The sequence below is a fragment of the Muribaculum sp. genome, from assembly GCF_029051885.1.
GTDB lineage: Bacteria > Bacteroidota > Bacteroidia > Bacteroidales > Muribaculaceae > Muribaculum.
Map to the genome: position 1 here is coordinate 20,887 of NZ_JAIDKI010000162.1, position 13,765 is coordinate 34,651.

Genomic DNA, 13,765 nt, shown 5'->3' on the forward strand with positions numbered 1-13,765 from the left:
ATACTTTTGTGAAGGATGTCATTTAACGCAGGTTCATGCCGGGATATTTAGGAGGGCGCCGATGTCCACGAATCGGCATGCTATGATACACCCGCATGCCGCTATGAGAAACAATGTGTCGCCGATGTGCCATTTTGTATGGTTTAACGGATGTATCTCGCCGTGAAATCCACGTGACAGCATGGCCATATGTATGCGCTGCGCACGGTTTACGGTACGAATCAGCAGCTGTCCTACGAATGTGCCCCACATCCTGATTTTATAGCTTTTCCTGCCATAGCTTCGCGACTTGCGTGCGCGGTCCATATCGATGGCCTCGTCGACAAGTACGTAGATATAGCGGTATACAAGCATCATCTGGGTGGTGAACACCGATGGCACTCCCATGCGGTTGAGTCCGCGGCACACCTTGTAGAATCCGGTAGTCATAATCAGCACGATTACCATCTGAACGGTGAATAATCCGCGCAGTAGTATGGCTAAGAATTCCACCCAGCCGCGCGATATTGCCACAGCACCTGCATAAAGCATCGGCTCGCGATGCAACATGGGGTTGAATATGCCTATGAATGCGATAAGCGGGAGCGTGTAGAGTGATTTGCGCATCACCTCTCCATAGCCGATTCCACCCATTGCGCTTGCTATGATAGGGAACACCCAGAAGATTAGCAGAGCGGGCAGTGAGTCGAGAGATATCGAAAGCACTGTGGCGATATATACGATGGTCACAACGGTCTTGGCACGCGGGTCGAGCGAATGGAGTTTGCTCTTGCCCTGTGCGGTATGCTCCACGGAGCGAAATTCGGTCAGTGCCTTTTCGAGAGCCGTCATAGTGCCGGTGATATCAGTTGGGTTTCACACTCCGGGTCTTGCGCGTGGCCAAAGTACAGATAATCCATACGAGAGCCACTACAATGATACATCCTATTATTCCGGACCATGTGCTGCCGTAGTCTGGAAGAAATGATGTGGCCTCCTGCACGCTTCCTATTGTGCGGGCTACGGCGCTCCCCGACACGCCGAGTCCGTTCTCGCCTACGATATTGGCTATAGACCATTCAAGACCGTCGGGGTACGACGAGGCAATCCATGTGAAAGCCACTCCGAGCACAGCCGCAATGGAGAGAAATACGATTGCCGCTTTGCGGTAGCTTAAGGTCTTGTCACCTGTGCTTCTCCTGTAGTCGGTAAGCAGCGATGGCTGATACTGTTTCACAAAGTACAGCACGGCGGCTGTGGCAAGGCCCTCGCCAAGTCCGATAAACAGGTGTATCGAGCTCATAAGCGCCAGGAATTGCTCTGTCGGGAGAGCGGTGACACCCGAAAGTTCGGTCTCTGCCGTGACGAGCAGCGCACCGAGTTCAAGTCCCACTACCGATGCTGCTATGGCGGCAGCGAATATACGCCAGCTCTTGGTGCTTTCTCCCGCTATCGGCCGGTATACCAGAGGATACGCTATCAGTGTGGAGCATACGCCCATGTTGAGCAGGTTGCATCCGAGAGCCATCAGTCCCCCGTCGGCAAATATCAGACACTGTACCACAATGACCGAGGCGAGTGTCAGAAATGCCGCCCAAGGCCCGAGTATAGCGCCGAGAAGTATGCCCCCGACGATATGTCCGCTTGAGCCGGTGCCCGGTATGGTGAAGTTAATCATCTGGGCCGCAAACACAAATGCACCCATCACCCCCATGAGTGGAACGATATTTTCGTTGTCCCCACGCTTTATCTTTCGTGCGGACACTGCAAGCAGCGTCACCGACACTGCTGCGGCCGCGCCTGCTACCGCCGGCGAGACCAAAGCATCAGCCATGTGCATCTTTTTGGAGTCGAATTACGTATTATATTTACCTAAATAAACATCGCCGTCGGCGGATATGTTTAGAGATGGCTGTTGCAAACATTTTATACTTCGGTGTGTTATATCACTATATTTTATTCACTGCACACACATTAATTGATTGCTCTAATGATTGATTTATCAAGAAGTCTTGTTACTGCCATTTTTGCCGGATGTGCGTCGGCGGTGGTTGCCGCGCCACATGAGCCAGCCGATTATCCCGCCGAGGTTTCGCCTGCGGCACAGGATACGGCAGCCATGCGTGTTTCGCTTAAGGATGTCGACGTAGTGGCCCGGGTAAACCATCTGAGCGAGGTCTCCAAAGTCGATCTTGCCGTGAATCCGGTAAAATCGTCACAGGAAGTGCTCCGCTCTGTACCGGGTCTGTTTATCGCTCAGCATGCTGGAGGTGGGAAAGCCGAGCAGATGTTTTTGCGCGGCTTCGACCTCGACCATGGTACCGATATAAATATTTCGGTCGACGGGATGCCTGTAAATATGGTGAGCCATGCCCATGGGCAGGGGTATGCCGACCTGCATTTCCTTCAGCCTGAAGTAATCGAGAAGATTGACTTCGACAAGGGTGCGTACGACATGACCAAGGGTGATCTCGCCACGGCGGGGTATGTGGCGTTCAAGACGCGCGACCGCATGCCCAACGAGGTGGGTGTCGAAATCGGCATGCACGACTACCAGCGCTACCGCGCGTCGATGTCGCTCATCAACAATCGGAGCGAGAGCATGTATTTTTCAGGTGCGTTTCTTACCGATAACGGTTTCTTCGACAGTCCGCAGCATTTCAAGCGCCTCAACGCCATGGCCAAGTACACGAAGTGGACTTCGGCATCGAGGTTCAACATAATACTGTCGCATTTCAACAGTTCATGGAACGCTTCGGGGCAGATACCCGAGCGTGCGGTAAATAACGGTATGATCGGTTGGTTCGGCTCACTTGACGCAAGCGAGGGCGGTTCCACCTCACGCACCAGTCTGCAGTTTCTCCACCATGTCGACATGGCCGATGGTACCATGGTCAACAGCGAGTTCTATCTTTCATATTATACGTTCAATCTATTCTCCGACTTCACGTTTCAGCTCAACGACCCCGACAACTGGGATGAAATCAACCAGAAGGAGAAACGTCTGATTGGGGGTGGATATGTCGACTTCAGCAATCGCTTCTATGTGGGCGACCGTATGTGGAAATGGGCCGGAGGTGTCGGTTTCCGTTACGACGATGTAAAAGATATAGCCCTCTATCATGCCCGCAAGCGCGAAATCATCGGCACATATTCGCTTGGAGATATAGGACAGAGCAATCTGTTCGGATATGCGGGCATGGAGATAAATCTCGGCAACTGGATGATTAATCCCTCGGTGCGTGTCGACTGGTTTCATTTCAATTATACCGACAGGACTGCCACGGAGTATTCCGATCCCGGAGTAGGGCAGGCGTTTGTGAGCCCGAAACTGAATATCATCTACAACCCGAGCAATACCGTGCAACTCTATGCCAAGGGTGGACGCGGATTCCACAGCAACGACGCCCGAGTGGTAGTTGTGCGCGACGGCAAGGATGTGTTGCCTGAAACATGGGGTGCTGATTTGGGTATTCACTGGAAGCCACTCCCTACCGTTATGCTCAACGCCGCCTGCTGGTATCTCCACATGAACCAGGAGTTTGTGTATGTTGGTGATGAGGCCGTAGTGGAGCCATCAGGAAAAAGCCGTCGCCTGGGCTTTGATGTCGGCGTGCGCTGGGAGTTCCTGAAAAACTTCTATTTCCAGGCTGATTATACTTATTGTAATGCGCGTATGACCCAAGAGGCCAAGGGTGAGAATTACATTCCTCTTGCTCCGGTGAATACCCTTCTCGCCGGACTTACCTACAAGACTAATCGTTTTTCAGCAGGCATTCATTGCCGCTGGCTCGGCAACCGCCCTGCCAATGAGGATTATTCGCTCACGGCCAAGGGATACTGTATCACCGACATAAATGCTTCATATACTCTCGGCAAGCTCACGTTTGGCGCCGCTGTGGAGAACCTTTTTGATGTAAAATGGCGTGAGGCACAGTTTGCCACCGAGACCATGATTCCCGGTGACACCGAGCCCGTCACTGACATCTGCTTTACTCCGGGCACACCCTTTGCCCTTCGCGGCTCCATCTCCTACAAATTCTGACGTTGCAGCCGCCGATAAATCGTTTCCGATACTTTGGTGACTGGCAGTTAATGACAGTTTGTCTGCGAATATGCGTATATTTGCATTAAAAAATTGGCTTTGCCACCGCGAACGGGACATGTGTCCGACTTTCGCTGTTCTTTTTCTGCGAATATCCCTCGTATATTTGTAGCCGTATATTTCGTCATGAGAAAATCTGACATTCCAAAATTCAAACAATCTCTAAGAAAGGAAGGATGAAAAAAGTTATTCTATGCACTATTGGCGCGTCGCTTGTGGGGCTGACGTCGGTTTATGCCGCTGATGCCATGTCGCCCGACACCGTATCGTTGAAAAACGTAGTGGTATCAGCACCATATAAGACCACGGTCGAGCTTACACCTCTTACAGTGACTACCGTCACGGCGTCGACTATCGAGAAGAGTGGAGAGTCATCGCTGTTGCCGGTGCTACAGAATCAGGTGCCGGGTCTGTTTGTCAGCGAACGTGGATTTGCCGGCTATGGAGTTTCGGGCGGAGCAGCCGGTTCTGTGAGCATTCGTGGAGTGGGGCAGGGCAACAAAGTGCTTTTCATGATTGACGGCCAGCCGCAATGGGCCGGAGTGTTTGGTCATGCACTGTCGGACACTTATGTGGCCAACGGTGTAGAGCGTGTCGAGATAGTACGCGGTCCGTCATCGCTGCTATATGGCTCAAACGCTATGGGCGGGTCGGTCAACATCATTACCCGGCGTGCTACCGAGGATGGAGTAAACGGCCGCGGACAGGCTATGTTCGGCTCATTCAATACACAGAAATTCCGTACAGGGATATCATATCGCAAGGGACGTTTCGGAGCGACCGTTTCGGGGCAGCTCGACCGCAGCAACGGTAACCGCAAGGGTAGCGATTTCTGGCTCGCAAACGAGTATCTGCAACTGTATTATACTTTAGACCGCAACTGGCAGGTGGGCTCCAATGTCACCATGACACAGACCAAGGCCCACAATCCGGGCACTCTTCAGCAACCGCTTGAGAGCATGTGGACCGACATATTCCGTGGCACAGCCTCTGTCTATGTCCACGACAACTATGGTGTGGCCAACGGCGGCGTGCAGGCCTATATAAGCTGGGGCGCTCATACTGTCGATGATGGATGGGGCGTCGGCGAGGAGCCTACCGACTACCTTTTCCACTCTCATGACTATAATATGGGTGTCACAGCCTTTCAGACCATACATCCGTGGGAAGCCGGCGACATATCGGCCGGAATCGATTTCGTGCACTGGGGAGGCCGCACGTGGAACTCGCCTAAGGATGACCCCGGTATGCGCAATGACAAATTCAAGGAGTATGAAAACGAAATTGCCGGTTATGTGATGGTGCAGCAGGGATTTTTCAGCAATATCCTTAATGTGAACGCAGGTGTGCGTCTGCAACACTCATCGCAGTACGGCAACGTGTGGGTGCCTCAGGCCGGATTTATAGTCAAGCCTATGGAGGGATCATCGGTCAAATTCTCCTGGGGCAAGGGATTCCGTGCTCCCAATCTGCGCGAACTCTACCTTTATCCTCCCCACAATCCCGACCTGCGTCCCGAGCACCTGTGGAACTATGAGGTGGAGTTGCGTCAGAAAGCTCTCGGCGACCGTCTTGACATGGGCGTGAGTTTCTATTTCATCGATGGCAAGGACATGATACAGACACAGCGTGTCGACGGCCGTCCGCGCAACGTGAATGTCGGACGGTTTATCAACAAAGGTTTCGAAATCGACGCATCATATCTCATCAACAGCCGATGGAACGTGATGGCCAACTATAGTTATCTCCATACTGATGCCGAGGTGCTTTACGCTCCGAAAAACAAGTTGTTCGCCCAGGTCAACTATACTCCGGGCCGGTGGGCTTTCACAGGAGAAGTCGTGAGCATATGGGGACTGCTGACAGGCGGTGCTGCAAAGAGCGACTATGCTATGGTCAATCTGAAAGGTGCATACACTCTCGACCGTCGCGACGGTCCTGTGACTCTCTTTCTGAAACTTGACAATATCAACAACAAGCATTACGAAATCACCTACGGATGTCCGATGCCCGGATTCACTATGATGGGTGGTGTCGACTTCCGATTCTGACCGCTAAGCTATGGGAATAAAGACACGTTTGTCGATACTCACTTTTCTGCAGTTTGCCGTATGGGGATGCTATCTTGTGTCGTTGGGACAGTATCTCGGCGCGGCAGGGTTGGGCTCTGGTATACAGTGGTTTTATGCTGCAGGTGGCTTTGCCGCTCTGTTTGCGCCGGCGTTGATGGGCGCTGTGGCCGACAGGTTTGTGCCCGCGCAGAGGCTTCTTGGAGTGTGCCATGCCATGGCGGCGGTGATGATGCTGCTTACATGGCACTATGGTTACACCCATCCCCACCCGCGCTTCCAGGTGATTTTTACGCTTTTTGCCCTATCCGAACTGTTTTTCATACCTACGGTAGCGCTGTGCAACTCGGTCTCTTTCGCTCTGCTCAAGAGCTGTGGCATGGAGCCCGTCAAGGTATTTCCGTCGATTAGGGTGTGGGGCACTGTAGGGTTTGTAGCCGCTATGTGGACTGTCAACTCCATATGGACCGATGGCGGTGCCGTTGGCTTTACCCTGTCGGATAGCAGTCCGCACGCCATGCAGCGCTTTCAGTACACGGTAATGCAACTTTTCGCCGCCGGTGTGGTCGGAATAGTAGCTGCGGTATATGCGGTCTGTCTGCCCAAGGTTGCTGTGTGCCGTCGCAATACCATATCGGGCGACTGGCGCACATGGCCCGTGATAGGGTCGCTCCGCCTGCTTGGCGATGCGCGTCTGTTGCCATTTTTCCTGTTTTCTACTCTTATAGGTGTGGCGTTGCAGATCAACAACGGCTATGTGACTCCATATCTTACCCACTTCCGCGGCATGCCTGAGTTTGCCGCGACTTTTGGCGCGAGCAACGCTACATTACTGTCGTCGCTTTCGCAGATATCCGAGGCTCTGTGGATACTTCCGGTGGGGTGCGTGCTTGCACGTGCCGGAGTAAAGCGCACGGTTGCGATGGCCATACTTGCCTGGGTTGCCAATTTCGCGCTGTTTGCCATGGGCGACACCGGCCGTGGCATATGGCTGATAGTAGGGGCGATGCTTGTGTATGGAGTGGCTTTCAACTTCTTCAATGTGGCCGGCGCTCTTTTTATCGACCGTCAGGCGCCGGCATCCGACAGAAGTGCCGCCCAGGGACTAATTATGATGGTGACAAAGGGTGTCGGAGCCTCTATTGGCATGATTGTGGCCGGAGCCGTGGTCAACCGTTTCTGTCACTGGGAGATGTCGGCCGACGGCCAGCGATACTTCATGGGCGACTGGAGCACGGTATGGTGGATATTTGCCGGGTATTGTATGCTTGTACTGGTGTCGTTCCTGATATTCTTCCGACAGTCGGCTCCGTCGGCGTCGGATGACTGATTGTAATTGGTCCTCTTCGGGACAACGGTCAATGCTCCTTGGTTGCTGTGTTTCTCATATAGATGTGCCGTCGATATCGAGCAGGCGTGTGGTAAACCGTTCCATATCGTCGGCAGGCATTGCCACTGTCATCGAGCAGGCATTGTCAAACTCCTGGCTCATGACTTTTACACCAGTGTCCTTTACCAGGCGCATTACATCGTTCATCGACAGGTAGGGGAATGTAAATGACAGTTGGGCCATTTCGCTACGTTGGATTATGTTCCCTGCTTCGATGGCCTCTTTGGCTGCCTCGCGGTAGGCTGCTATAAGCCCCGATGTGCCGAGCTTGATGCCACCGAAATAGCGCACAACCACAATCACTACATCGGTGAGATTAAACGAGTTTATCTGTCCGAGAATAGGCTTTCCGGCTGTGCCCGATGGCTCGCCGTTGTCGTTGCTCTGATAGTCAAGACGCTTGGCTCCGAGCATATAGGCCCAGCACACATGGCGAGCGTCGTGGTATTTTCGGGCGTATACGGCAATAACAGCCTTGGCTTCCTCTGTGCTCTCTACAGGATGGGCAAAGGCGAGAAACTTGCTCATTTTCTCGGTATATTTTGCCTCGGAAGGCGCTGCAAGGGTGAGGTAGTCCATGATTGAGGGGCAGTAGTAATTTGGCGTTAAGTGAATTATCCTATCAGCAAGGCTCCCTGATATACCAGGAATGCCACTATCCATGCGGCCAGGGTATTGTAGACGACCGAAAATGCGCCATAGCGCCATGAACCTGTCTCTCGGACGATAGCCACTACTGTGGCCATACATGGGAAGTAGAGCAGCACGAATACCATGAGGCTGAGTGCGTTGGCGGCATTGAAGTCTGGTTTGCCTGTCGCGGGATTGGGGGCGGTGAGTCGGGCCGACAGAGCGGTGTCGTCAATCTCCTCGTCGCCTGTGTACAGCACCCCGAGGGTCGACACCACAATCTCCTTGGCAGGAGCGCCCGCAAGCACAGCCACTGTGGAGCGCCAGTGGAAGCCCAGAGGCTCCATCACCGGATTTACCGCTTTGCCAAGCATCTGGAGGTAAGAGTCGCTGTCGGGATTTATACGTGAATCATCGCCGGGAGTCAGCTGCTCGATGCCTGCGGTCGACTTGTCGTCATGTAGCGGGAAATAGTTGAGTACCCATACGATGATGCTTGCCACCAGTATTATGCCGCCCATCTTTTTCAGATATTGCTCGCCCTTGCCCCACATATGGCGCAGCGACGACTTAAGTGTCGGCAGGCGGTAGGGTGGAAGTTCCATTACAAACGGTGTCTCGTCGGTCTTGAACCAGAAGCGGCGCAGCAGGCGGGCTGTGACTATAGCTACCAGTATGCCGAGCAGATAGAGCGACAGGAATACCAGTGCCGCATGCTTTGAGAAGAATGTGCCTACGAGCAGCACATATACAGGCAGACGCGCCGAGCATGACATGAACGGATTAATCAGCACTGTGATGATGCGGCTCGAACGGCTTTCGATGGCGCGGGCAGCCATGATGGCAGGTACATTGCAGCCGAATCCCATTACCAGCGGTATGAACGATTTGCCGTGGAGGCCGATGCGGTGCATGAGCTTGTCCATTATGAACGCAGCGCGGGCCATGTAGCCCGAATCCTCCATAAACGATATGAAGAAATACAGGATAAGGATATTCGGCAGGAACACGATTACGCCACCTACGCCACCTATTATGCCGTCGGCCACGAGGTCCTTCAGTGGCCCTTCGGGCATGTATGTCTCCACCAGTCCGGCTATCCAGGCTACTGCACTCTCAATCCAGGCCATAGGGTAGGAACCTATCTCGAAAGTGCACCAGAACATGAATAGCATGATGGCGAGGAATATCGGGAAGCCAAACAGGCGGTTGGTGACAAACGCGTCGATTATATGTGTGGTCTTTGCCTTCTCTTTGGTTGAGTCGACATATGTTTCGGCCAGAGCGCCGTCGATGAATCCGTATTTTTCGCTTGCTATGATACCCGACACGTCGTCGCCTGTACGTTTCTCGATTAGAGCGTCACACTGGTCGCGCAGCTCAAGCAGTTTCTTATGGTCGGGCGATTCCTTTACGATTGCCTCTACCTCCGAGTCATGCTCAAGCAGCTTTATGGCAAGATAGCGAGGTGAGAAGTGTACGCCGATAGCGGGGTCGGCCTTGATTGCGTCCTTTACCATGGTGACGCTCGGCTCTATTTCCGGACCGAGATTCACATGTACGTGGCGTACGGCATTCTCTTTCCCTTCATATACGCGTATTATCGTGTCGAAAAGATTGTGGAGGCCCTCTCCGGTGCGCGATACCGTGGGCACCATCGGCACTCCTATCATCTCGCCAAGCATGCGGTAGTCGATTGTCGCTCCCGAATGCTCAAGTTCGTCGTACATGTTGAGGGCGATTACCATCGAACGGTCCATGTCGATAAGTTCTGTGGTAAGATATAGGTTTCTCTCGAGGTTGGAGGCGACTACTACGTTGACCACAATGTCGGGCATCTCGTCGCGCAGATAGCGGCGTACATACAGCTCTTCGGGTGAATAGCATGCGAGGGAGTATGTGCCGGGAAGGTCTACTATATTGAATCTGTATCCGCCGTAGCTGAAGTGTCCGCGCTTTGCGTCAACCGTCACGCCGCTGTAGTTGCCCACATGCTCTTTGGCTCCTGAGGCGATGTTGAACAGCGAGGTCTTGCCGCAGTTGGGATTACCCACCAGGGCGATGTTGATGGTGCGCTGTGTGCGCCGTGCATGTTCGTGGGGGTCGTCGGAGGCAATATCGTCAGTTTCCTCCAATATTGATTCGGGCAGGTCGACGCCTTGTTGCGCGCGCGGCCTTGTATCTTTGTCGGTTGTTTTCAGCCTTACCACCTCTACCAGGTCGGCCTCACTGCGGCGCAGTGATAGCTCGTAGCCCATGATGCTGTATTTGATGGGGTCGTTCAATGGCGCGTTGAGCAGTGACTTTATCTCCTGCCCTTTGACGAAGCCCATCTCCATCACGCGTTTGCGAAATGCACCATGGCCCAATATCTTTACTACCACACCGGTCTCGCCGGTCTTTAATTCAGATAGACGCATATTCTCAATTGGTTGCCGCAAAGTTCCGAAATTCATTTTAATTCTCATCCTGCAAAGCATGTTATTATTTAAAATGAGTTTAAATAATAACATTATTTAACAATGGCAGGCTATTCAAGACGGCGGTAATATACGAGTGAGTCGACGGGGAATGTGCCGGGATGGAATATGGTGATTAGGTCGCGGAGTATAAGGTCGGGATGCATTATCCCCGACTCGTAGTAGTCGTTGCCTCCGGCTTTGGTTGTACGGAGATTATTGTTGTAGACATGTGCGTTGCGGTAGCATCGTGTGTCGGTAAACTTCGGGCATGCCGCCTTGATATGGGCGAGAGTGGTTGCGGTGCCAGTGTTTATCCACATGTCGGCCGAGGATGTGAGCATATATGCCTCTTCAAGGTCAATCGGGCGCGATGAATTGCCGCTGTTGTGCTTATATATATAGTCGCCTTTGGCATCTACGATAAGACGCACTGTATAGTTGTCGGTCGAAGGCATGAACCATGCGTCGCCGTAAGGAATATTGAGCATCACCGACGGGACTTTGGTGGCGGTAGAGTCAATCAGGGACTTCAGTGCGTTGTATTTTTGAGGTATTTCAGCGAATACGCTCTCTCCCTTTTTGCGTTGGCCGGTTATCTCGGCCAGAGCCACTACCCATTCGGCCTTTCCTATCGGTGACTCTTCGAGATAGTCGCCGATGTATATATAGGGTATGCCGAGTTCACGCAGTTTGCCTTCCATTGGGTTGGGTCCGTTGACACCGTATAGCATTACCAGGTCGGGGTTGGCTCCTATCAGCCTTTCGTAGTCTACCGCTCCCTCAAAGCCTACGTCGGCAATGCTGTCGCGGCGCGATTGTATGTCGGGGTTGTAGATGTAGTCGATGCCCGATACACCGTACACTCTGTTGTCTTCTCCTATGGCGTCGAGCATGGCAATCTGTGTCGACGACATAGTCACGATGCGTCGTGCGTTGCCGTTGATTACCTGTCCGTCAAACTTCTCGGGAGCTTTTTCTCCGCCACGCTCGATAAAGAGGCGGCGTACGGTGCTGTCGGCTCCCTGCCAGGGATTTATTGATTCGATTATCACGCTCTCGTGAGCGGAGTCGCCGAGTATGCGGAATCCTCCGGCATATTCCGGGGTGTATATTTCGGTGGTCAGTGCACTGTCGGGTGTGGTGTTACGGCTGTTGCCGTTGCATGAAGTCATGGCAAGAACAAGGAGGAGAGAAACGCCGAGTATCCTGAATCGTATGGATGTTTTCATATTTCGGTCGGGTATGGATGTATTATACTACAAAGGTAGTAAAACTATCTTCATGTAAATATGATACTCCGATTAAGTAAGTCGTAAAAATTATTTTATCGGCGAGAGGATTTTTGTTTGATTTTTCCTCAATGAGGAAGGAGTGTAGCGAGCTACATGACTTACTTATATCGGAAAAATCAGGCAAAATGCCACCAAAACCATGCATGCGGTTGCATAATAGTGCCCTTTTGATTAAATTTGATGAAATTTTAAAAACATATTGAATGAATAGAATTTACACAACGCTGTCATCTGTCGCAATGTCAGTTGTGGCATTTACCATGAGTGCGGAGTTGCATCCCGTACAGTTTGATGTCATTGGGTCGCAGGCTCCGGTGCAGTCGGCTCCATCGAGGGCCGACGAGGCCGACAAGAAGCCCGGAGAGGTCGATGAGGCCATAGTCAATGGCGGATGGAAGAATATAGGCAAGGGCATGTGGTATGAGGATCTACTTTGTGCCTATGAGGACTTTATGGACGCTACCGGCACCAACTGGCAGGTCGATATCGAAGAGAGCGAGACTGTGCCCGGCTATTACCGCATACTGCCATATTATGAAGGCACTATTATAGCCGAACTCAATTGGGAGGCCGACTGGAATTACATATATATCGACGCTACCGACCCTGAGAAGGTGGTAGCCAAGGACTTTGCTCCATATGACTATTTCCTGATGAGCCATACTGTGCCTGAGAACGGATGGAGCGAGGATGCATCCAAGGGGTATGGAAAGCTGGAAGACAGGATAATAACGTTTCCCCGCAATGCGTTTTCAGCATATATCGACATTTATGGCGAGTGGATGCTCACATCGTTTAACGATGGTGTGAGAATCGCTCTTCCGGGAGCAAAGATTACCGACTATTCGATACACTATTCGCTCGATTTCTGTCAGGTTAGTTCCGACGTTGAGTTTACGCTTACTTATGGTGCTGACGCTGCCAAAGCGGTAGGCGGGGTATACAAGGGATTCTATGTCGGCAGCGAGGAGAATATCGAGTCGATTGCAAAGACCGGCAAGGAACTGAAAAGCGGTGAACAGAGCTACAGTCTTTCCGACGGTATGTATACATTCTTCGTCATCCTGCTTGATGCTGACGGCAATATAGCCGCAAGCAAGGTTAGCAACTTCTTCGTATACAATGACGACAAGTCGGCATGGGAGGATATCGGCACGGTCGATTACTCCGATGATATCTATGGCTCGGCCTATGAGTCGGTAATACCCTTCACTAAGTCGCACGAGGTAATAATAGAGCGTAATATTAAGAACCCCGGACTTTACCGTCTGAAGAATCCATATTACACAAGCTGGGAGTACTATACACGATTTAACCTGCATCTTGACCGTCACTATCATACCCACTATATCGAGATTGATGCCACTGACCCCGACAAGGTGGTGATGCGCAGTTCCAATCTCGGTGTAAATGTCACTTTTGCCGGATATGGCGTAGTGGAGTCTCTGCCGACGTTCAATGAATCGCTTGGACGCCCTGCCGGAGACCTGTACGGCACATTGAAGAATGGAGTTATCTCATTCCCTGCCAATAGTCTGGTGTTCTATGAGCATGGCAATTCCAAAGCATACGTTGTCAACCGAAATGCACGTATGAATTTTGTGCTTCCCGGTACCTCGGCAATCGATGGCGTGGATGAGGACACTGACGGCAGCATGTCGGCACCTGTGTACTACGACCTTATGGGGCGTGTGGTGACCGCCCCGGTCAAGGGTACTCTTTATGTAAAGCGCATAGGCTCCAAGGCCGAGAAAATAGTATTCTAAATAATATTATAAGAGCTTGTTTAATAATAAATGTTACCGTCAGGGCGGTCAATCGTCGAGCATATTTTCGCT

The 13,765-nt window shown here is 52.1% G+C and carries 9 protein-coding genes; 4 read left to right on the forward strand and 5 right to left on the reverse strand.

The genetic code is table 11. From position 1 onward, the window contains the following. Positions 1-33: 33 nt before the first annotated feature. Positions 34-831: a cobalt ECF transporter T component CbiQ gene (gene cbiQ / locus K2I50_RS07060; protein ID WP_301025577.1), complete on the reverse strand. Its 798-nt coding sequence runs from the start codon at positions 829-831 to the stop codon at positions 34-36. A gap of 13 nt (positions 832-844) precedes the next feature. Next, positions 845-1,813 carry an energy-coupling factor ABC transporter permease gene (locus K2I50_RS07065; protein WP_301025578.1) on the reverse strand — a complete coding sequence of 323 codons (969 nt, stop codon included), beginning with the start codon at positions 1,811-1,813 and terminating at the stop codon, positions 845-847. 156 nt (positions 1,814-1,969) lie between these two features. Here K2I50_RS07065 and K2I50_RS07070 point away from each other — a divergent pair, with 156 nt between their 5' ends. The 3 genes from K2I50_RS07070 to K2I50_RS07080 all read left to right on the forward strand — a co-directional run bounded on the left by K2I50_RS07070 (position 1,970) and on the right by K2I50_RS07080 (position 7,483). Continuing rightward, positions 1,970-4,024: a TonB-dependent receptor gene (locus K2I50_RS07070; RefSeq protein ID WP_301025580.1), complete on the forward strand. Its 2,055-nt coding sequence runs from the start codon at positions 1,970-1,972 to the stop codon at positions 4,022-4,024. Positions 4,025-4,260: 236 nt separating this feature from the next. Beyond that, positions 4,261-6,135, forward strand: coding sequence for a TonB-dependent receptor plug domain-containing protein (locus tag K2I50_RS07075; RefSeq protein ID WP_301025581.1), 1,875 nt, complete (start codon positions 4,261-4,263; stop codon positions 6,133-6,135). Positions 6,136-6,145: 10 nt separating this feature from the next. Beyond that, positions 6,146-7,483 (forward strand): MFS transporter, encoded by a 1,338-nt coding sequence (locus K2I50_RS07080; protein ID WP_301025583.1) that lies wholly within the window; start codon positions 6,146-6,148, stop codon positions 7,481-7,483. A gap of 54 nt (positions 7,484-7,537) precedes the next feature. Here K2I50_RS07080 and K2I50_RS07085 read toward each other — a convergent pair whose 3' ends face one another. From K2I50_RS07085 to K2I50_RS07095, 3 genes are all read right to left on the reverse strand, one after another. Beyond that, on the reverse strand, positions 7,538-8,122 hold the full coding sequence (locus tag K2I50_RS07085; RefSeq protein ID WP_301025585.1) for an IMPACT family protein: 585 nt from the start codon (positions 8,120-8,122) through the stop codon (positions 7,538-7,540). 35 nt (positions 8,123-8,157) lie between these two features. Next, complete coding sequence (gene feoB / locus K2I50_RS07090) at positions 8,158-10,593, reverse strand: ferrous iron transport protein B (protein ID WP_301025586.1); 2,436 nt, start codon at positions 10,591-10,593, stop codon at positions 8,158-8,160. 110 nt (positions 10,594-10,703) lie between these two features. Further along, a complete protein-coding gene (locus tag K2I50_RS07095; RefSeq protein WP_301025588.1) occupies positions 10,704-11,864 on the reverse strand; it encodes an ABC transporter substrate-binding protein in 1,161 nt (386 codons plus the stop codon). 266 nt (positions 11,865-12,130) lie between these two features. On the opposite strand from K2I50_RS07095, the gene K2I50_RS07100 reads away from it, so the two are divergent. After that, positions 12,131-13,693: a hypothetical protein gene (locus K2I50_RS07100; RefSeq protein ID WP_301025590.1), complete on the forward strand. Its 1,563-nt coding sequence runs from the start codon at positions 12,131-12,133 to the stop codon at positions 13,691-13,693. Positions 13,694-13,765: the final 72 nt, after the last annotated feature.